This is a genomic window from Streptomyces sp. NPDC048295 (assembly GCF_040652135.1).
Lineage (GTDB): Bacteria > Actinomycetota > Actinomycetes > Streptomycetales > Streptomycetaceae > Streptomyces.
Map to the genome: position 1 here is coordinate 175,252 of NZ_JBEZLL010000014.1, position 20,925 is coordinate 196,176.

The 20,925-nt window shown below is 68.8% G+C and carries 16 protein-coding genes and 1 pseudogene; 5 read left to right on the plus strand and 12 right to left on the minus strand.

Annotation, left to right across the window (positions count from 1 at the left end; translation table 11 throughout):
• Nucleotides 1-6: 6 nt before the first annotated feature.
• The gene (locus AB0D53_RS22095; RefSeq protein ID WP_362449110.1) at nt 7-663 is read right to left on the minus strand and encodes a class I SAM-dependent methyltransferase; all 657 of its coding nucleotides are present in this window, start codon (nt 661-663) and stop codon (nt 7-9) included.
• A gap of 365 nt (nt 664-1,028) precedes the next feature.
• Complete coding sequence (locus AB0D53_RS22100) at nt 1,029-1,301, minus strand: DUF6225 family protein (protein WP_362449112.1); 273 nt, start codon at nt 1,299-1,301, stop codon at nt 1,029-1,031.
• Between the two features lie 521 nt (nt 1,302-1,822).
• Here AB0D53_RS22100 and AB0D53_RS22105 point away from each other — a divergent pair.
• Nucleotides 1,823-2,083 carry a hypothetical protein gene (locus AB0D53_RS22105; RefSeq protein ID WP_362449114.1) on the plus strand — a complete coding sequence of 87 codons (261 nt, stop codon included), beginning with the start codon at nt 1,823-1,825 and terminating at the stop codon, nt 2,081-2,083.
• Nucleotides 2,084-2,188: 105 nt separating this feature from the next.
• Here AB0D53_RS22105 and AB0D53_RS22110 read toward each other — a convergent pair whose 3' ends face one another.
• The 3 genes and pseudogenes from AB0D53_RS22110 to AB0D53_RS22120 form a co-directional block, all read right to left on the minus strand.
• Complete coding sequence (locus AB0D53_RS22110) at nt 2,189-2,749, minus strand: SMI1/KNR4 family protein (RefSeq protein WP_362449116.1); 561 nt, start codon at nt 2,747-2,749, stop codon at nt 2,189-2,191.
• A gap of 144 nt (nt 2,750-2,893) precedes the next feature.
• Nucleotides 2,894-3,761 (minus strand): annotated as a pseudogene (locus AB0D53_RS22115) (IS5 family transposase); the annotation flags it as partial.
• Nucleotides 3,762-4,062: 301 nt separating this feature from the next.
• A complete protein-coding gene (locus tag AB0D53_RS22120; RefSeq protein WP_362449118.1) occupies nt 4,063-5,604 on the minus strand; it encodes a hypothetical protein in 1,542 nt (513 codons plus the stop codon).
• 286 nt (nt 5,605-5,890) lie between these two features.
• Between AB0D53_RS22120 and AB0D53_RS22125 the strand changes: the two genes are divergently transcribed.
• The 4 genes from AB0D53_RS22125 (at nt 5,891) to AB0D53_RS22140 (ending at nt 11,090) form a co-directional block, all read left to right on the plus strand.
• A complete protein-coding gene (locus tag AB0D53_RS22125; RefSeq protein WP_362449120.1) occupies nt 5,891-6,100 on the plus strand; it encodes a hypothetical protein in 210 nt (69 codons plus the stop codon).
• A complete protein-coding gene (locus AB0D53_RS22130) occupies nt 6,097-6,819 on the plus strand; it encodes a restriction endonuclease (RefSeq protein ID WP_362449122.1) in 723 nt (240 codons plus the stop codon). Before AB0D53_RS22125 ends, AB0D53_RS22130 begins: the two co-directional genes overlap by 4 nt.
• A gap of 404 nt (nt 6,820-7,223) precedes the next feature.
• Nucleotides 7,224-8,768, plus strand: a complete 1,545-nt coding sequence (locus AB0D53_RS22135; protein ID WP_362449124.1) for a N,N-dimethylformamidase beta subunit family domain-containing protein — start codon at nt 7,224-7,226, stop codon at nt 8,766-8,768.
• 720 nt (nt 8,769-9,488) lie between these two features.
• A complete protein-coding gene (locus AB0D53_RS22140; RefSeq protein WP_362449126.1) occupies nt 9,489-11,090 on the plus strand; it encodes a TROVE domain-containing protein in 1,602 nt (533 codons plus the stop codon).
• 63 nt (nt 11,091-11,153) lie between these two features.
• Here AB0D53_RS22140 and AB0D53_RS22145 read toward each other — a convergent pair whose 3' ends face one another.
• The 7 genes from AB0D53_RS22145 to AB0D53_RS22175 form a co-directional block, all read right to left on the minus strand.
• Entirely contained in the window at nt 11,154-11,918 is a 765-nt protein-coding gene (locus tag AB0D53_RS22145; protein ID WP_362449128.1) for a hypothetical protein, read from the minus strand.
• Between the two features lie 260 nt (nt 11,919-12,178).
• A complete protein-coding gene (locus AB0D53_RS22150; protein WP_362449130.1) occupies nt 12,179-13,045 on the minus strand; it encodes an NAD(P)-dependent oxidoreductase in 867 nt (288 codons plus the stop codon).
• A gap of 26 nt (nt 13,046-13,071) precedes the next feature.
• The gene (locus tag AB0D53_RS22155; protein WP_362449132.1) at nt 13,072-15,294 is read right to left on the minus strand and encodes an FAD-dependent oxidoreductase; all 2,223 of its coding nucleotides are present in this window, start codon (nt 15,292-15,294) and stop codon (nt 13,072-13,074) included.
• A 12-nt stretch (nt 15,295-15,306) separates the two neighbouring features.
• Entirely contained in the window at nt 15,307-17,598 is a 2,292-nt protein-coding gene (locus AB0D53_RS22160; RefSeq protein WP_362449134.1) for a hypothetical protein, read from the minus strand.
• Nucleotides 17,599-17,701: 103 nt separating this feature from the next.
• Nucleotides 17,702-18,580, minus strand: a complete 879-nt coding sequence (locus AB0D53_RS22165; protein WP_362449136.1) for a carbohydrate ABC transporter permease — start codon at nt 18,578-18,580, stop codon at nt 17,702-17,704.
• Entirely contained in the window at nt 18,577-19,527 is a 951-nt protein-coding gene (locus tag AB0D53_RS22170) for a sugar ABC transporter permease (protein ID WP_362449138.1), read from the minus strand. Before AB0D53_RS22170 ends, AB0D53_RS22165 begins: the two co-directional genes overlap by 4 nt.
• A 7-nt stretch (nt 19,528-19,534) precedes the next feature.
• Nucleotides 19,535-20,785, minus strand: a complete 1,251-nt coding sequence (locus AB0D53_RS22175) for an extracellular solute-binding protein (RefSeq protein WP_362449141.1) — start codon at nt 20,783-20,785, stop codon at nt 19,535-19,537.
• Between the last annotated feature and the right edge of the window lie 140 nt (nt 20,786-20,925).

Genomic DNA, 20,925 nt, shown 5'->3' on the forward strand with positions numbered 1-20,925 from the left:
CGCTCGTCAGCTTTGATGCCAGACCAGTGTGTATCGCCAGAACAGACGTCGGCGCAGCCGAACACCGGGCAGGATGCGGCGGGCGTCATGAACAATTTCGGCGAAGCTCATGGTCGCTGGTCGGGTGGGGGCGGTCATGGAGTCCGGCCGGGGTGCTCTGCGCCCCTTGTTTTTGATCCAAGCCATGGCGACATTCAACGGAATGGCTACAGCGCCGAGAAGATGATCACCGGGAGACTGCGCACGGGCCACGCCTACGACCACCAGGGTCCCACCTGGTGCCAGGTGCTGGCGAAGGCGGGAGAGAGCGTCGGAGAACGGCAGGTGGTGGATGGTGGCGACACACGTGATGACGTCGTAGGAACCAGGTGGAATCTCCGTCAGCGCGTCTCCTGCGGTGAACTTCACCGGGGCAGCCGGCGCAGTGAGTTCCCGGGCCCGAGCAACGATCGCGTGGTCAGCGTCCAGGCCCTGCACTGTTCTGGCACGTGAGGCCAGGAGTCGGGCCAGATCTCCGCTACCCGATCCGACGTCCAAGGCCCTGTCGAAGCGCCTGGGGATCTGCCGCATGATCCATCGGTGATAGTGGGCGTTGTGGTCCCACGGGTGGACACTGTGGAATCGATCAATCGCTCGAAACAGGCGGGCCGTCAATGTCGTCATGGCACGAAGTCCAGCACCCTTGGTCCTCCCGCAACAGCGCCGCAGGATCACAAACAGTCAACTCGTCGCCGACGACACCGAACGGTTCGGTCTCCTCGCGCACATCCACGGGTCGCGGTTCATCACGACCGAGCCGTTCGCTGTCACCGTGCTCATCTCGCGCAGGGACAGCCGCGTCTCAGCGGGTCCGTACGCACCGCGCTCAGGCCGGTGATCGGCGACTGCCGAAACCGCCCGTACCCGAGCGCCGCGCCTTCCTCCTGGAGCACCTCGCCGATGCCGAACCGTCGATCCAGACAGTCCGGCAACCGACGACCGGGATGTCGCCGCCGTACGCCGGGCGAGGCGCCGTGGTGGGCCCCGGTTCACTCCAGGTGGTCGTATGCGCCCGGCTCCCAGTCGGCGAACAGTGTCAGTGCGTCCGCTGTCTCGGTACGTTCCGGCGCCGTGGAGGTGGCCGGCCACCAGTTCTCCACTTGATGCGCGTCCACAAGTACGAATTCCCGGTATCCGTCGAAGTCGCCGGGGTCGCCTGCCACGCCGATGTGGATGGGCGCGTCATCGGGCAGGTCCTTGAGCGCGTCGCGAAGCTGCGCGGCATTCCAGATCTGCGGGGTGTGCTCGAAGATGTCGGTCATGGGCACAGAGTGCCGGATCGGGCCACATTGCCGGTGGAGACACGGCTACGCGCCGGACTGACTCTGAACACGTCGAGAAGCAGTGCTTCTACAGCGATTCGCCCGGGTGGCCGACGACAGAAGCGCCGGCTTCGGGGCCGGACGGTCGGTGGCCCCGCATCGATGCTGCACGCAGGCCGCCCGGTACGGTAGGGCGGGCCCGCAGAGCAGCCGTCGATTCGGAGGAAGGCCGCTTTCGAGCTCCGGGGTCTGCGGCTCCCCGCCATCGCCGCGTAGCCGATCTGCTGCCTTCCGCACATGAATGTCGAACCGACGCATCGCCACATGCTCCGGGCTACGTTCGGCGGCCTCGTCGCGTCATGCGCCGCAGGTCTCGGACAACCTGCGGCTGCGGCGCTCAGCCACAAGTAGAGCCGCCGTGACGCGTCCGTCCATCACGTACCCGACCGCGCCGCCGTGGCGCGCACGCACGTCGCTTCCGTACGCCGGCAGCACGCTCGCCGGACCGGCGCCAGCCCCTGATGGCCCACGAGAGCAGTGGGGCTGACGTCGAGAAGACGCTTGAGTACGGCACAGTGTTGTCCGACGCGGTGAAGGCGAACACGGTAACGGCCGCCGCCGATGCCGCGACAGCCGGAGCCGGCGCGGCGCGGGAAGCACTGGATGCCTTCGGTCAGGGCGGAAATGAGTGTCACGCCTGGGCCGTGTATCGGGAGTCGATCTCGAACGGTGCGGAGAAGGTTCAAATCACGGTGGGAGATCCAAAGCAGTGCAGTCATTGAGGGCGACCAGGACCGGATCGACGCAGCCAAGCCGCAGCAGCACAGCAGAAACAGCAGTGGGCCCGTGATGTCGGTCGGCACCGTGGGCCTACGCGTGTACGCCGATCACCAGTCCCAGATGAGCCTGCCCTCCTGAACACGTCCAGTTGCGCCCTGCGCCCCCGCAGAAATCTGCTCCATGAGGACGACCGTCTCGCTGAACAGAGCGGTCAGTGACTCGTGAACTCCGAAGGATGGCGCATCCCCATCCCCGAATGAACCGATCTGACCGCTACGCACATCCAGGAACTTTCCGTAGCAAGCATCATCGTCCGAGATGATCGGAATCCACTGCTCATGCCAGAAGGGGAACTCCGGATCGTCGGACGGGTCGTCGCGCTCGATCTCCATCTTGAAGTGGTACGTCCGCTCCATGGCCGCGAGTCCCAGCAAATCGCGGTTGCCGGGCACGACACCCTCCGTGACACCCTCAGGGCGGTTGTCGGCCCCGGATGCCTGGAGCCACGTCCGAAGCTCGACCGGGAAAACGACGCACATGCGCTCCTCAGCCGCAGTGATCGCTGCCGGCGGAGCGGGAGCAAGGATCGACGACGCAGTCGTCGGTGCGTTCGTCTCCAGCCAGTCCACCAATCGCTGCCACGCCAACTGCACGTCCCCCATGGTCATGCCTTTCTCCGAACGTCTACCTCACGGCCGTACCCTACGGCCCGGAAGCGAAGCGCCCCAGGAGCGCAACGTCGTGCGCGAGGACGACTTCGGCTGTGTGTTCTGCGGCATGAAACCTGGATCCCGTCGCGTGACAGCCGAGGGTCGCAGCCACTCGTCGACGGCCGCGATGAGGACGGTCGCCTCGTAGCGGACCGCGAGCTTGTCGTACCTCGTGGCCACAGCTCGGTGTCTCTTGAGGCGGTTGATTCCGCACTCGACAGCGTGGCGCTCACGGTAGTCGACGGGTCGAAACGTGGTGGCCGACCGCCACGGGAGCCGCGCTTTCTCCGATTGCGCGCCTGGCCTGCCTTGTCAGGGATGGTGCAGCGGATGCCGCGGCGGCGTAGGTAGGCGCGGTTCGCGCGAGAGGCGTACGCCTTGTCAGCGCGCACGCGATCGGGGCGGACACCTGACCGCCCCAGTCCTGCGCGAGGCACACGGACTCTCTTCAGCACAGGTTCGAACTGCGGAGAGTCTCCACGCTGCCCAGCTGTGACCACGATCGACATCAGTTTCTGGCCCTGCTCGACGGCCAAGTGCAGCTTGGTGGTGAATCCGCCGCGCGAACGTCCGTGATCACGAGGCTCAGTGAAGACATCGCACGGCGGCTCCTTCTGCAGATCGCCCACTTCCGGGCCCCGGCCGCATGCTGATGGGCGCGGCATACCGTGGAGTCAACGCTCAGGTCCCACGTAGTCGCACCCTTCAGGTCGGCCTGGGACTGAAGTTGAGTAGAGATCCGACGCCAATTGCCATCCCGCTGCCACCGGCGGAACAGGTCGTAGACCTGACCCCACGGCCCGTACTCGGAGGGTACGTCCCGTTACGGAACACCCGTCCGAACCCGGGACCTTATGCCGTCGATCAACTGCCGTCGAGACCAAACAGATGGCCGCCCCGCTCTCGTTCCCTTCGGCAACAACGGCTCCAGCACCGTCCACTGCTCGTCCGGGAGATTTCCCCGCCCCATGAACCGGGATCACCATTACTCGAGATCCATCTTCGATACACGGCCCAGGACGTCGGGCGCGGGAAGGACCGGATCGGCCAGTCGCGCCCCTGGCCGGTGCCGCACGGAGGATGCCCCCGGCCGGCCTTCGGTGAGTTCGCTGATGAGCGCGCTCAGCCCGGCGCATACGAGAGTGCGGTGGGCGCAGTCGCTCGCGGTGAGCAGCAGGTCTGGCAGGCAACCAGGTTGGCGCCGACCAGCGGACGACACCATCACAGGTTCACTCGGACGGGTGATGTGCCCCGCGTCTCGGCCCGCCCGGCTATGTGAGGGGGCAGGTGAGCGGGAGGACCCGCTCGGTCAGCCGGCCGGTGAGACGGGTGCTGGTGAGGGCGGGTTCGGTGAGCCAGTCCGCTGCGGCCAACTGGTCCGTTAGAAAGGCCAGTTCGCCGGGATCGACGGCGCACCAGGAGGCGAGATGGTCCAGGTCGACGCCCTGGCCTCCAAGGCCCAGCTGTCCGTCAGGGGAACTGTGGGTGGCCAGCACCAGGGCGAGCAACCGGGGGGCGGCGCCTGCTTTGGTCTTGCGGAGTTTCTTGTCCGAGACGATTTTCTGGGCCCACCCGGAGAGCTTGGGCCGCAGCTTCTTGCCGAACGTGAACGGTCCCGGCTTGTCCTCGTCGGGAACCAGGGAGGGGACGGTGACAGGGGTGGGGCTCTCGGGCCGGGAGGCGAGCAGGTCACGAGGGGTACTGGGAAGGCACAGCCAGCCGCTGTCGGCCAATTGCGTGACCAGGTCCTCCGGCTCGCTCAGGCCCAGCCCGGTGAGGTCCTGACCGACGAGGTTGCCCGTGCCGCTGTGCGCGGTGCGCAGGGTCAGCATCACCACCAGCAGGCGCGCCTCCGGGCCGGGCAACGGTGCGGTGTCGGTGACGTGGGCGAGGACGGACCGGGCGTGGCCCCACTGGACGGGGCCCATCAGCAGGCGGGGCACAGCGGCAGTGTCGCTGTCCGGGTCGGTGCTGCTCGTGGCCAGGCCGGTGCGCTGCTGGTGCTGGAAGCGGGCGGCGGTGGCGGCCTGCTCGGCACGTTGGGCGTCCAGCCTCAGGCGGGTGTCGCCGGTGGCCTCGGCCCAGGCGGAGAAGGCGCTCGCCTTGCGGGTGTGGAGGTCTGCCAGAAATGCCAGGTCGGGTTGGTCGCGCTGCTGGTAGGCGCGGAAGAGGTCACCGAGTTCGATGAGTTCGTCCCGCAGGGCGATGGGGCGCAGATCGTGCGGGATGACGCGCTGGGCGATCTTCACCTGCGGTGGGCGGCGCCGCACGGGGGCGGAGCGAGGAGTCGGCACCCACGTCCCGGCTGCGACCTGGTGGTCGGAGAACTGCGGTGTGCCCGCGTCCAGGACTGCGGGGGCCGGGCGGTCGGTGCGCTGGGGCCCGGGGGCCTGGGAGGTGGCCGCGGTCTTCGCTCCGGGTGTGGCGGCCGCGCACCGCGAGCAGCACTCCATGGCCTGCCACCAGCGGCCCGCCCGGTCGGCGATCACGGCCAGGACGACCGGCCCGCCGCACCGCCAGGGCTCGGCACGGGCATGCCGACCGGTGTCGGGCAGATGAGTCTGGCAGCCCTCGGCCCTGCACGCGCAGTACGACTCTGCCCTGGGGGCGGGGGCGGCGCGCAGGTGGGCCTTGAGGTGGGCGACCGCTGCCGCGCGGCCGGCGGTCGCGGACGGCAGACGTTGCTCGGCACATGCGGGGCGGCTGCACGAGATGCGCACTGCCGCACTGCCCCGGCCGGCAGCATCCAGCCGTACTGTCCACCGGCGCCCCGGCACCCGCTCGTCCAGCTCGCTCCCCGCAGCCTGTGTCATCCCGCTCTTCCTCCCTGTTTCGTGTCCCCGACTGCCACCCGCCGCCGGCCATGGCCGATGGCGGGCGGCAGGCACAGCGTATGCGGCTCACCGAGCCGGTAGGGGCGGTCGCGAAGTGCACGTCGACGACTGATCCGCCGTGTGGTATTCGGCCAGGTCCGATGGCTTTGTGTCATTCGTCGGCAATCCGCCTCCAACATCACTGAGCCCCGGCTACACAAGAAGGCAGGGCGGCACGTAGCGGCCTCATCTGTGTGTGGGCCGGTCGTGCGGGAGGTCTGGGCGGTTGCTGACTATCAACGTGGCTGTGCTGCTTGCAGTCGTCGTCTTCTTCCGGCTGCGTCGGCGTACGGAGTCCCGCAGTCGCTTCGACGAGAAGATGACCGTCGTCATCGTCCTGGCGCTCGGGATGCTTCTGGCTCCCACCCCGGTGGGCCAGGGCGTTCTGACCTTCCTGGGGCAGCTCACGAGTGGCGTGACACAGGCCAGCCGGTGACCCCCCGCAGGCGCCGGACCGCAGTCACCAGGCGCACGGTGACGCGGCGGCGTACCCGTGGGCGCGGCCGACGACAGCGTGCGAATGACCGGCTGGTCGGGTTCCTCGCGGCCGCGGTTCTGGCCGTTGCACTGGTGGTGGCCGTGGTCAACTGGCTGTTGGTCCACTGGTGGATCCTGATTGCCGTCGGTGTCCTCGCCGTGCTGGCCGGTGGCGTCCTGTTCCACCGGAAGCAGCAGCGAGCACGGTGGGAAGCGGTCCGCACGCAGGGCCTGCGCTACGGGCTGACGCAGCTGGACAACCTGCACCACACCCGGTTCGAGGACGTGGTGCGGGAGCTGATGCACCGTGACGGCTGTCAGGACGCGTCCCGCGTCGGAGGCGCCGGAGACCTCGGCGCCGACGTGAAGGCCACCGACCCCTACGGTCGACGCTGGGTCATCCAGTGCAAACACCGCCGCAACGGCCTCGCCGGCTCCGCCGTGGGCACCCCGGACCTTCAGGTCCTCAACGGCACTGCCCGCCAGGTCCACGGCGCCGACATCGCGGTGATCGTCACCAACGGCCGCGTCACGGCCCCGGCCGTCACCTTCGCCAAGCAGCAGCGCCTCCATGTCGTCGACCGCCACACCCTCGGTGTGTGGGCGGCCGGCTCACGCCCCTTGTGGGAACTGCTCCGGGCCGTCCCACCATCCCGCAAACCGACCTCGCTCTCCTGAAGCCGTGCGCCGGCGCCCCCGTACGCCCTGCCCTTCCTGACCGTCCGGGAGCGGCGCGGACGGAACAACCGACAGAGACCTTCAATCACGCCGAGTAGGCCGCCTGCACGCCAGGTGACGCGGCGAGACCGGCAACTTCCACGCGGGGCTGCATTGCCTGCGCCGCTGCGGCGGTCGCCGCCACCGGAGCTCACGCCCGTGAGGGGCACCTGCAAGCCTTACGGAGGCACGCCGAGCACCTGGGGAGTCGGGAGATCTGCGGTGCCGCGACACGATGCGGCCGGTGCCCGGTTCGGCGCTGCCTCGTCGTTCCCGAGCACGCGGCGGGGGACGATGGCCGGTGACAGTGTTGCGGTACGGGACAGGCGGGCGACATGAAGCACGGTGAGGGGCAGAATGCCGGGATGCCTGGCCGACTGGACCGCAGGCTCTTCCTCGCTGCGGCAGCGAGCGGGGCGATGGCCGGCGGCGTGGCGGTGACCGGTTGCCACTCCTCCGGGATCAGCGGATCCACCCCGCCCGGCGCCGGCGGCCGCACCGAGAGAGCGGAGAACGCCCTGGCGGGGGACTCCGACTGGCGGGTCCGTTCGCCGGGATCGTCCGGGGCCATCGAGGGCTATGCCGACAAGGTCAGTGTGCTGCCGGGCGAGGAGTTCGGCCTGTACGTCTCCACCACCGCCCCAACGTTCCGGGTCTCGGCCTACCGCGTCGGCTGGTACGACGGGGCGCAGGCGCGACTGGTCTGGCGTTCGAACCGTGTTGCCGGGTCGGTTCAGAGGCGCCCCCGGCTGGTCCAGGCCACCCGTACCGTACGGGCGGACTGGCAACGCACACTCCCCGTCCGCACCAGCGGCTGGCCGGCGGGAGCGTATCTGCTCCGGCTCGACTCGGAAGACGTCCACCAGCATTATGTGCCACTGGTCGTCCGCTCGGCGAGCGCCGTGGGCAGAATCGTATTGATGCACGCCCCGGCAACATGGCAGGCGTACAACCGGTGGGGCGGCTACAGCCTTTACCAGGGTGAGAACGGCGCGTACGGCACGCGGTCGCTCGCCGTCAGCTTCGACCGGCCCTACGACGGCGACGGAGCCGAGAAGTTCATGGTTTACGAACGGGCGGTGGTGGTCCTGGCGGAGAAGCTGGGCATCCCGCTCGCCTACACCACGGGCCCGGACATCCATCGTGACCCCGGAATCCTCCACGACGCGACCGGAGTTGTCTCGCTGGGACATGACGAGTACTGGACGCCGCAGCAACGGGCGTACGTCACCCGGGCACGCGACACAGGTACGAACGTGGCCTTCCTCGGGGCCAACGCCTGCTTCCGCAGGGTCAGGCTGGAGCCGGGCGCCACCGGCGCCGACCGCACCGTCGTCTGCTACAAGACCGACTACCTGAACGACCCGTACCTCGCCGACCACCCGGACATGCCGACCAACGACTTCCGTCAGCCACCCGGCGCCTCCCCCGAGTCCTCACTGACCGGTGTCCTCTACGAGGGCTATCCCGTGGACGCCCCGTATGTCGTCCGCCGGAGCGACCACTGGCTCTTCGAGGGGACGGGCGTGAAGCGAGGAGCCTCCTTCGACCATCTGGTCGGGGTGGAGTACGACCGGGTCACTCCCGGCATGCCCACCCCGGCGCCGCTCGAGATCATCGCCCATTCCCCTCTCGTCTGTAAGGGCAGGCCCAGTTACTCCGACTCCGCCTACTACACCGTGCCGAGCGGGGCGGGCGTATTCGCCTCGGGGACGATGCGGTGGGTCGAGGCTCTGATGGCGGGAACCCGCGAGAACGGACGCAACCACGGCATGGACGCCCGGACGGGAGCTTTCGTCACGCGCACCACGGAGAATCTGCTCCGCGCCTTCGCTGCGGGCCCGTGCGGCCGGAACAGGCCGAAGCCCAGGGACGATGTGAGCGGTGTGTACGCGTCCGCGGCACGCTGACACCAGCGGTGCCGACCCGTCGGAGAACACCGCTCGCATTGGGCGAAGCCGAGCACAGCCGGATCGGGCGGCGCCAGGCGCCCGGCGCTGGACCCGAGCCGGCCGTTCCCGGGTGGGACAACGCCCCGCAACGCACCGTGTCCACCAGACCGGCCCCACCGCATCGTGGAGGGCCACGAGGACAGCGTCACGCTGGACCGGGTCGCGTACCGACCGGTCTCCGGTGATCACGGCTTGGCAGGCCGGCCGGTTCCGGCTGCCGATCCGGCCGCGCTCCGCCGATGAAGACAAGCGGCTTGGCGAGGAGGGTATCGGGCCGGTGCGAGTTCAGGGCCGCGGCGTTGAGCCGTGGTGAATTCTCTGAAGGCTTCGTGCGTTCCGTGCCGGGCGGACAGCGGCCCGCACTCGACGAGTCACCCCCGACCTCGCCGCCCGACCCGACACCGTCGGCGGCCATGCCGGAGTCCGGCAACGGGCCGGCGTTAATCGCTGGTGCGCGGCCCGGGGGCCTTGTAGCTTGGCAACGCGACCGCGCCTCCGATGCGCTCGGCTGCGGCTACTTCCTTCTGACAACCAAGTGATGCCGCCGCCCCCTTTGATCTCGGCAGGCGCGGGCGTCTTCGCCCCGTCGGGCCTTTTGGCCGGGGGCGTCCAATCCTTTGAATCCGGGAGGATTCGCTGCCTCGTCACACCCCACGCGTCTCCAAGATCTGGTCCGAGATGCTCGTGGCCCCGCCCGTCTCGTCGGCCGCCCGTACACTGCCCCGGCCACGGCCCCACCACAGGCCCGCCGGGCCGGACTTCCACACCTACGAGGGCGGCCCGGCCTTCGCCCGAGAGCCCCGCGAGGAGCTCTTCCTCCTCGCGGTCGGCAACTTCGTGTCCCAGAGGACCTTTTACGAGAGCGGTGAGGAGCGGGACGACCGCTACGTCCGTCTCGTCGGTGAACTCGCCGTCCAGGACCCCGTGTGGACGGCCGGCCTGCTGCGCTGGCTTCGCGGCGAGGGCAACATGCGCACGGCGTCTCTCGTGGGTGCCGCCGCTTACGTGCGCGCCCGGCTCGAGACCGGATCGTCCGAAGGGCCGTCCAACCGGTCCGTGATCGATTCGGTGCTCCAGCGCGCCGACGAGCCCGGTGAGCTGCTCGCCCACTGGATCTCGGTGTACGGGCGGAAGGTGCCGCAGCCCGTGAAGCGGGGCATCGCCGACGGCGTACGTCGGCTGTACACGTCCCGATCCCTGCTCAAGTACGACACCGGGTCCAAGGGCTTCCGCTTCGGTGACGTGCTCAACCTGGTGCATGCCTCACCCGACCCGGACAAACCCTGGCAGGGTGAGCTCTTCCGGTACGTCCTGGACCGCCGGCACCACCCGGAGCAGGCTGTTCCGCCGGCTTCCGACCATCTGCTGACCGCCCACCGGGCGTTGATGGAGACGGCTGTGGACCAACGGCGGGCGGTGGTGACCGGGCCCGGCGGCACCGAGCGGCTGGCCGCGGCGGGCATGACGTGGGAGGCCCTGGCGGGCTGGCTCCACGGACCGATGGACGCCGCAGTCTGGGAAGCGGTGATCCCCACGATGGCGCCGATGGCGCTGCTGCGGAATCTGCGGAACTTCGACGGGGCGGGGGTCTCGGACGAAGTCGCGGCCGGGATCGCCGCACGGCTCTCGGACGCCTCCGAGGTTGCCCGGTCCCGGCAGTTCCCCTTCCGTTATCTGGCCGCATATCAGCACGCGCCGTCGCAGCGTTGGGCAGCCTCGCTGGAACGGGCACTGGGCCACTCCCTGGCCAACATACCGCCCCTGCCCGGCCGGACTCTGATCCTGGTGGACCGGTCGGACTCCATGTTCTGGGACACCGTCTCCGAGCGGTCCGTGCTGACGCGAGCGGACGCGGCCGCCGTGTTCGGCACCGGGCTGGCCATGCGTGCCGAGCAGGCGGATCTGGTGGAGTTCGGCTGGCGCAGCGCAGAGGTGCCGTTCGAGCCGGGCGAACCGGTGCTCGAGGTGCTGAAACGGTTCCACAGCCACGGAGGCACCCACACCTCGAAGGCGGTGCGGACCCATTACCGGGAACACGACAGGGTAGTGATCGTCACCGATGAGCAGGCGGCCCCCTACGGCCCCGGCGGGCCGGCCGAACCGGTCCCGGCCGACATTCCCGTCTACACGTGGAACCTGGCGGGGTACCGGCCCGGCCACGGCCCCACGGGCCCCCACCGGCACACGTTCGGCGGCCTCACGGACGCCGCGTTCCGGATGATCGGCCTCATCGAGGCCGGCCGCGAGGCCTCTTGGCCGTGGACCGCTGAGCCGGCCTGACCCGAAGTCATGGCGGGGCCGCCCTGCCCGAGGACCGAACCTGGAGCAGGGCGAAGTGCGAGGTCATCGTGCCCCTTCTGCCCCATTGCCGGGCCACCTTGTCGAAGGCGGTTCCGGCGTCGACGCGCCGTCGGCAGGGGCGGGCGGTCTCGCGGTGACGGGTGTCAGCGGGGCGCTGGCCGCGTCGTGTTCTGCTGCGGCGGCCCAGCGACGGATGTGCTGGTCGGGGTGGGCCCGTGCGGATGCGAGTGTGCTTTCAAGGAGCTCGTGCAGCCGTGGCGGGTAGGCCGCGTGAGAGGTAGGCAGACCCAACAGGACCCGGTGGCGCATCCGTAGATCGGTGGCCTCGGCGAACACCTGCATCGAGGCCTCCGACCAGGCGTCCATGACGTCCTGCGACTCGTCCAGAGCGGGGTCACGTACCCCGCCGGGCCCGTACGCCGGGGACCGATCTGCGCGCAGAGGCACATGCGCGCAGTACCAGGCACGCACGGCACCCGCTCGCTCGGCATCCGTGCCGACCCGTAGATGGTCGACCAAGGCTGCCATCACACGGCGGCGTCCGAAGACATAGACCGCCGGCTCGACGAACCAGCGGCAGAAGCTGGGATCCGGGTCGTACACGGCTGCCGCCATCAACGGGGCGAACAACTCCGCGGGCAGACTCGCTCGTTCGAGCAGCGGCCTACGCACCGTATGGGCGAGGCGGCGGGCCTGTCGGGCGTCCGGCTTCATGGCGACGTCTTCGACATTCAGCAGCCGAGCCACCTCCGTCGTGTACATCAGGAACGAACACGGTTCCATGCTGATCTGTTCGCTTCCGGTCATGACAGCATTCCGGGCCGGCCACGACGGCAGACACAGCACCGAGGTCTGCCGACCCCTTGTACAAAGCGAACTCGCTCAACACTCCTTACCTGAAGGCTCCTTGATCTGTTCGATGCGAGCCCGACGTACGGTGACCACTCGTGGATCACTGCGGCATCCACTGGGCGGAAAGGACGCACGACATCGCGAGTCAGGCCCAGGATTCGACGGATTCGCGGTAGCCGTCGCTCATGGCGACGGCTCCGGCGGCCGTCGTGGGTTCACTGCGGGGTGACCGCCCCGCGACCGAGGAGATTCCGTGCCGTGAACCCGAGCAGCCCGTGCGCGGCCGAGGTGTCGACCGGCGCCGTGCGCCCCGGCAGCGGGCTCCGCAGCACGGTGGAGGGGTGATAGCGGCGCAGCAGTTCCTCCGTCGGGTACGGAACGATGATCTCGGGAGCGCAGAGATGCACCGCGTGCGCCGCACGGCCGGGTACGTCCAAGGCCAGCAGTGCTGCCCTCGCCGCGTCGTGGACCTCGAGATACGTCCACAGGTCCCTTGCCCCCGCAGCCGGGTCGGCCGTCAGCCGGGCGGCGTGCGCGTACAGCCGTTCCTCGAAGCCGCCCACGTACGGATAGCGCAGGCACACCACGCTCATCCCGTGCCGCCGCGCCATCATCTGCGCTGTCAGCTCGTCGACCTGTTTGGACAGGCCGTAGGGGTCGGCGACCTGGGAGGCCATGGCCTCATCGACCGGTGCGTACGGTGGATGCGGATCCTCGACGTCCGTCCAGGGCAGGCCTGTGACACCCCAGGAGCTCGCCACCGCCGCATGCCGGATCCCGGCCCGGCCGGCCTCCTCCAGGACGGTGAAGGTGGAGAGGCTGTTGCCCGCGAAGACCTCGAATGCGGTGTTGCGCGCGGGAGTCGGGATCGCCGCCAGGTGGATGACCGCGTCAGCACCGTCCAGAGCCGCCCGCACGGTCTTCGCGTCGGCCGCGTCACCGGTCACGACCAGGCGCGCCGCGAGATCACCGGGATCATCGAGGACCAAGGCGTTGGCCTCGATCCCGCGCTCGGCGAGCAGCGCGAGGACCGCTCGCCCGATCCGCCCGGCGGCCCCGGTGACCATCGCTCTTCCGACCATCCAGTCACTCTCCTGCGTCAGTGCTTCTACTCGTAGGCGCGCACGGCGACGACGTGCGCCGACGCCGCCCCGTTGGTGGCTTCGACGACGACCCGGATCGCCGATGTGGTGACCGGCTCGGCCGGCCTGTGCGTTTCGCGTCGCCGCCGATTCTGCGTGGCACGGGCGATGACGCGCCAGGTGCCGTCAGTATCCAGGGCCTCGACGCGGTAGTCGCGAAGGAGGGTGGGCAGGGTGTCGAAGGGCGTGCGGTGGTGGTGCAGGTTGATCAGGTCCTCGTTGACGTCGTCGTCGGCGATGACCTCGATCCGGCCGAGGACGACCGGTTCGGGCCAGGCCAGCTCGAGCCAGGGGGAGGGGACGTCCGCCAGCGGCGCGGAGACCCACATGTGGGGTCCCGCGTACGGGCGGGCATAGCCGTCGGTGGCCTTGGCGGGGGAGTAGGCCGCGGTCTCTCCCGTACGGAGGCAGAAGGTGCGGCGTAGCAGACCCGCGTCCGTCCACTCGCGCAGCGGCTGCGGCGATTCGTCCGACGGACGCAGCGGGATGCGCGTGAAGCACAGGACGCCGGGGGTCGGGCGGTCGGAGCGGTGCAGGGCGAGGGCGTCGTTGGCGCGGACCACGAGGAAGGCGTTGCGCGGGGTTTCGGGAGACCAGTCCAGGCCCGTCTTGAGCCACTGCCGGGCACCGGCGGCGACGGGCAGGGTGATGGAGGTGACGAGGCGGCGCGGGACGTAGTTCTGGCCGAGCTCGGGGTCGTACAGATCGATCACGATCTCGGTGTCGCGGTCGGCGTCGACGAGCAGTTCCACTCCGCAGAGGTCCGGGTCCGCCGGGAGGACGAGTCCGGCGTCCGCCGCGAGCGGCCACAGCTCGTCGGAGCCATCGACTGTCAGGCTGCTCAAGGTGGACGATGCGGTGGCCGTCGCCCGAAGGGCCAGGTCCTCCGGGTCCGTCGAGGCGAGGCCGATGAGCGAGGCATCCTGGCGCAGCAGCGCCCGGTGCAGCTCGGGTACGGGGAGTTCGCGCGGGGGGACATCTCCGGTGGCGCAGAGTGCCGCCGCCGTGCCGGCCGCCTGCCCGATCGTGGCACAGGTCGCCATGACGCGGGTCGAGCCGAAGGCGACATGGCTGGCGGAGATGTTGCGCCCGGCGAAGAGCAGGTTCTCGGTGTTCACCGAGTAGAGGCTGCGGTATGGAATGTGGTAGATGCCGTCCGCGTAGCGCTGTTTGGCGCCTGCCTCGGTGGCGTACATGCCCTGCGGCGGATGCAGGTCGATCGACCATCCGCCGAAAGCGACCCGGTCGGCGAAATCGGTCTGGCCGAGGATGTCGCCCTGGTGCAGGACGTAGTCGCCGAGGAAGCGCCGGTACTCCCGTTTGCCGGGGACCGATCCCACCCACTCCAGGGTCATGTTCGCCGCGTCGAACTCGCCGGAGTTCTTGATGTGGTCCCAGATGCCGTGGATCACGGACCACAGCTCGTCGCGGATGCGTTCGTTGTCGTGGACGGTGTCGAGCTCGCCGCCGAACTCGATCCACCAGTACGCGCAGCCGTTGTCGCCCGCCTTGATGATGCGACGCTGCGGGATGGAGGTCAGGGTGATGTCCTTGGCGAAGTTCGGCGGCACGAACTTGACCGGGTGACCGGCATCCTTCGTATAGAAGAGGAGAGTCGATCCCAGAGTGATGTCGTCGGCCGTCTCCGGAGCCCATGCCTCGTCGTACTCGGCGCGCGATTCCCGGCCGATGCGGTGGTGGGCGCCCGCCAGGTGGCCGATCAGGCCGTCTCCCGTGCAGTCGAGGAAGAGCTGGCTCTCGAACCGTATCCGCCGCTCCGAGCCCATCATCCAGCCGGTGACCGAGGTGATCCGCCGGGCCTCGTCCGGACCTTCGGAGTCGACCTCGCGCACATCGGTGTTGAGGTAGAGCGTGATGCCGGGCTCGGCGCGCACGGCGTCCAGGACCACGGCGTCCCAGTAGTAGGGGTTCCCGTCCGGGTTGCGGTACTGGTTCTCCACGAGCAACTCGCCCATGATGCCGCCCTCACGGGCATGGTGGTTCTTGCCGTGGCCGGTCGCGCCGCACACCCAGACCCGGACCTCGCTGCTCGCGTTGCCGCCGAGCACCGGCCTGTTGTTGATCAGTGCGACGCTCCGGCCGAGCCGGGCCGCGGCGATCGCCGCGCAGACCCCGGCCAGGCCGCCGCCGACGACGGTGATGTCGTGCCGTGCGGTTTCGTTTCTCATGTCGTACGTCACTTACTTCCAGTCGGGATTGGCGGCGAGCCCGTAATAGATGCGCGGGGCACCGTCGAGGGTGAGGGTGACCTTGCCGTTGGAGGCCTTCAGGGTGCGCTCCTGACCGATGCAGTTCAGCTCCCGCACCGTGCCGTCGACCGTTCCCGCGTGGGCCACGACCGGGGTCCTGGTCGTCCAGGTGTCGATCCATGGCTCGGGCGATGCGTACCAGGGATCCTCGCCGTGCTCGGAGTTGAGGACGTACCCGTCCTTGCGGCTCCAGACGATCGACACCGGTCCGCCGGGAGTGGTGAAGAGGAGCCCCTTGATGTCCTGGTCCGCGAAGGCGAGATGCCGGACGAACTCGGCTTCGTCCAGGACCCGGGCGGCGGTCGCGAAGGCGAGGAGCGAGGGCTTGGCGCTGGTGTCGCGGTTCATCAGGCCGTAGTGGTACTCGGGGTTGGCCGGGTCGGCCTCCTGGGGGTGGTGGATCACCGAGTCGTGCAGCTGGTACCAGTTGACGGCGCGTACCTTCTCGGACTTGGCGAGAGCGAGCGTGAGCAGTGTGTTCTCGGCGGCGTGCCGGTAGGTGTCGCTCCACCACGCGTTGGGCCGGGTCGGTGCGTACGCCTCGGTGAGCCACAGTTCCTTGTCGCCGCCGTACTCCTCAAGGACCTGGTTCGCCTTGCGCAGTGCGCCGAGGAAGTTCCAGTACGAGCCGGAGGACCCTTGTGTCCACTCCTCGGGCGGCGGCGCGAAGTCGGGCGTGAAGTTGCCGCGACCGGGGTGGAAGGCGAAGGCGTCGATGAGGTCCCAGCCGCCCGCGTCATGGAAGTTCTTGGTCCATATGTAGTCCATGCCGCCGAGGCCGGCGTTCATGACCTTCATCCGCGAGCCCGCCGCGTCGAGGCGCGTGGTGACCTGGCGCAGACCGTCCCGGACGTAGGCGTCGGCGCCGCGGCCCGACATCCAGGGCTGGTTGACCTCGTTGCTCACCTCGAAGTACGCGGCCTCGGCGTCCAGGGCCTTGGCGACATTCGTGTCGGCCCAGGCCGCGATCTGCTCCGGGCTGCCGCCCACAGGGATGCCGCTCAGCTCCACGTTGTGCCCGATGCCGTTCGCGTCCAGAGTCGCGGTGTCAATGCCCGGCGCGCCTGCGTAGGCGATACGGATCCACTTGATGCCGAGCGTCCTGACCAGCCCGAGTACCGCGTCCTTGCCGGGCTTGAGCAGCCAGGGGTAGTTGGCCAGGCCGAACATCGACTCCTTGCCCGCCTTGTACGTGAACTCCGGGAGCACGCTGAGATTCGTGCGGGCCAGCGCCTTGTCATTGCCGCTGACCGCCTCCACCCCGGTGAACACGATGTTCTGCGAGGGCGAGGTCAGGGAGAAGGACGCGTTCCAGGCGGCGCCCGCGGCGAGGCTCCTGCAGAGCGTTCCACCGGCGATCTTCCTGCCGCCGAAGTCCCGTGCCCACCACGTCAGGGTCACCTTCCTGGCCGCGGCGGAGCCGTTGACGACCTGCGCCTTGAGCGTCATCGTCTGCCCGGCCGCCTTGTAGAGGTTGAACGGCTGGTCGGTCCACACCTCCACGCCGAGGGGCCTCCTGGCGGCGAGCGCCCCCGCCCCGCGCGGACGCAGATCGCCGAGGACCAGATCGGCCTCGGTGACCGCGGTGTCCGCGCCGGTCGAGGTGCCGGGGGAATGGACCCAGGTGGCGTTCGTACTTGCCGGGTTGGTGGACGAGAGGCAGAAGAAGCCCTTCGACCCCGCCCATGTCTCCACGTACGCGCCGCCCGCGTTCACCTCGTACGGAATGCCGCCCCGGGCGTCCCGTTCCCAGACGGTCAGCGCTTCGTACGACTCCGCCGCGCTCGCTTCGTACACGGTGCGGGAGAACATGAAGCCGGCCGGTGTGAGCGTGCTGGAGCCGCCGACCTCCCACTTCATGTGTGCCTTGTGAGGGGTGACGTCGAAGGTGCCGCGCACCGTGACTCCGGACACGCCGCTCGCCATCGTGTACGTGACCTGAATCGCGGGGCGCCCGTCGGGGAGCGTGATCCGGGCGGGCGTACCGCCGAAGGTGCGCTGCTGGCCGAACGCGGTGTCCTTGATCATGAAATGGCTGAGCAGGATGCGGTCGGCGCCCGCACCGTCCTGCACGAGGACGCTGCCGTCGCTACGGCCGACCAGGGTGATGCCGTCGGCCTCGATGGTGACCGGGTCCGCTGCGTACGCGGGAACGGTCGGCAGCAGTGCGGCGCCGGTGGCGACGGCCGTGCCCTGGATGAATCTGCGGCGGGCGACTGACATGGAGGTGCCCTTCTCTTGGTCGGGGTGTTCCGGGTGCTCCGGATGCTCCGAAGCGGAATGTGTGTGGGGGAGTCGAGGGATCGGCCGCCGGCTCCGGCGGAACTCAGCCCTTGACCCCGGTGAAGCCGAGCCCGGCGACGATGTACTTCTGGCAGACGACGAAGACGAGCACCGGCGGGGCGACGGCGAGCACCATCGCGGCGATCAGCTGGTCCTGCGGAGCCTGAGTGGCGAGCTGGGCGAGCGCGACGCTGATCGGCTGCCTCTCGGGGTCGGTGATGGCCACCAGCGGCCAGATGAAGTCCTTCCAGGAGTGCATCACCGCGAGCAGGCTGATCACGGCGAGCACCGGCTTGCTCATGGGCAGCACGATCCTGGTGAGCAGTTGCCAGGTACTCGCCCCGTCGACCCGCGCCGCGTCGAACAGCTCCTTCGGCAGGGCGTCGAAGAACTGCTTGGCGAGTAGCACGGTGAAGGCGTTCGTGCCGGCCGGCAGCCAGATCGCCCAGTAGGTGTCGCCCACGTTGAGGTGGAGGAACGGCACATCGATCACGGTCATGAAGAGGCTGACCATGTTCACCGTGTACGGCACGAACATCGTGGCGAGGATCGCCCCGTAGACGGCCTTGCCGAACCTCGGCCTGAGCACCGAGAGGGCGAAGCCCGCCGTGGCCGAGACGAAGAGCTGCACGAACCACGATCCGCCGACCACCAGGAAGGTGTTCATCAGATAGCGGCCGACACTCAGATCGGTGTACGCCGCCGAGAAGTTGCCCAGGGCCGGCCGGTCCGGCCAGAGGGCGAGGGGCTGGGTGGTGAGCTCGGTGGGTGTCGAGACCGCGCCCTTGACCATCCAGTACAGCGGTCCGATGCCGATGAGCAGCAGCAGGATCAGGGTGAACACCTGGATGGAGCGCACTGCGGCGCGCACACCGGGGCGTTGGCGGTCGTTGGCGGAGACGAAGGTGGTGAGCGTGGTCATGACGTGCTCCAGCTGCGGGTGGCCCGCAGATACACCGCGGAGAGCAGGGCGAGGGCGAGCACCATCAGGAAGGAGAGCGCGGCGGCCTGGCCGTATTCGCCGTCCTGGAAGGCGTACCGGAAGATCAGCAGCAGGACCGTGAGGGTGGAGTTCTCGGGTCCGCCGCCGGTGAAGACGTACGGCTCGGTGAAGACCTGCACTGTGTTGATCAGCTGGACGAGCAGCAACAGGCCGATGACGGAACGGAGCTGGGGCAGCATCACATGCCAGATCCGTCGCCAGATCCCGGCACCGTCCATCTCTGCGGCCTCATAGAGTTCGCCGGGGATACCGACCATCGCCGCGAGGTAGATCAGTACGGCGCCGCCCATGCCCGCCCAGGTGGCCTCCAGGACCAGCGAGAGCATGGCACTGTCGGAGGACTCCAGCCACGAGTACGGGCCGAGCCCGACCTTGCCGAGGACGTTGTTGAAGAGCCCGCTGCCGGGATCGTAGAACCACTTCCAGAGCAGGATCGCCACCACCGGCGGAATGACCACCGGCAGATACACCAGGAAGCGGTAGACGCCCGCACCGCGCCGCACCGTCGACATGATCGCGGCCAGGGCCAGTGGCGCCGGGAAGCCGATCAGCAGGCCGAGGACCACGAAGAACAGCGTGTTCCCGACGGCGGTGCCGAGCAGTGGATCGTCGAACAAGGTACGGAAGTTGTCCAGGCCGACCCAGACCGCGGGCTCGACGAGGTTGGTTCTCTGGAAGCTGAGCAGCAGGCTGCGGACGATCGGCCACCAGGCGAAGAGCCCGAAGACCAGCAGCGCGGGGACGAGGAACAGCCAGGCCGTGAACTGTCTGCGGGAGCCGGTACCACGCCGCCGCTGCGGGAGGGTTCGCGGCACGGTCTCCTTGGCCACAGCAGCCGGACGGCGGGACGGAGTGAGCAGGGCCATGGGCCGGCTACTTCTGGTCCGCGGCGAGCTTGGCATTGACGTCCTTCTCGGCCGAGGCCAGCAGGGAGTCGATGTCGGCGTCGCGCTTGGTGAGCACAGCCTGGACCACCGGGTCGAGCACGGTGTACAGCTTCTGCGCCTGGTACGGCGGCTCCGGCTTCAGCTCCAGTGTGGAGAGACCGTTGATGTACGGCCCGAAGTTCCGCAGCTTCACATTGACGTACGGCTTGATCGCTGCGTCGATCTCGGTCTGCCGTTGTTTGTCGAAGACCGGCAGCGTCGGCACGCCCACCGCGGACTTCGGGTCGGCGGAGAGTGCCTTGGCCTGCTCGGCGGCGATGTCGGTGCTGTACTGCGGCTTGGCGTAGGCGAAGGTCAGCCACTCGACGGCCGCTGCCGCGTGCTTCTTGTCGGCGGACTTCGGGACCATGTAGATGTCGCCGCCGGTGAGTGTCGCATCACCGCCGGACTGCGGCATCGGGGCCACCCCGAAGGCGTCGGTGTTCTCCATGCCGAACTGCATCTTCGCCAGCCGGTACGTCCCCGGGCTGCCCATGAACATGCCGACCTGACCGGCCGCGAACTGCTTGATCACGTCGTTCTGGTTGTTGAGCAGGGTCTTGCCGAGCGAATCGTCCTTCCAGCGCATGTCCTTGAGGAGCCGCAACCCCTTCTTCGTCGGCTCTCCGGTGAGCGTGGCGGTGTACTTGCCACCCTGCTCCTTCTCCAGCTCGCCGCCGAAGGCGTACGACAGCATCGTCAGCTGCCAGCCGCCCTGGTTGTCCTTGGACTCGTGGACGAAGCCGGCCTTGCCGGTACTGTCGCTGATCCTCTTGGCGGCTGTGCGGACTTCCGCCCAGGTGGCCGGCGGTCTGTCCGGGTCGAGACCGGCCTTCTCGAAGAGCTCTCGGTTGTAGACCAGGCCCTGGGCGTAAGGATTCTGCGGCACGCCGTACACGTCGCCGGCGCCGTCGGTGAGCGGCTGGAGGACCTGGGGGTTGAACTCCTTGAAGTGCTTCCACTCCTTGAGCTGCCCGGTGATCGGCTGCACCTGCTTCTGCAGGATGAGCCGCTGCGGCTCGGTCAGCGGCACCTTGATGACGTCCTCGACATTGCCGCCGGACAGCTTCGCGGAGAACGTCAGCGGGTCGAAGACCGTGGTGGAGCCCTTGACCTTGATGCCCGGATTGGCCTTCTCGAAGTCGGCCACCTGCTTCTTGAAGAGGGCGACCCCCGGCTTGTCGGTGGCCGGCGGCATGCCCTGCACCCGCAGCACGAGATCGCCGTCCCCGCCGGCACTGCTCGGGGTGAGTGAGGAACAGCCCGCGAGGGTCGCGGTCAGCGTTATGCAGCCAAGTATGGCCGCACAACGGGAGTTTCTGGGCATAACGGCTCCAA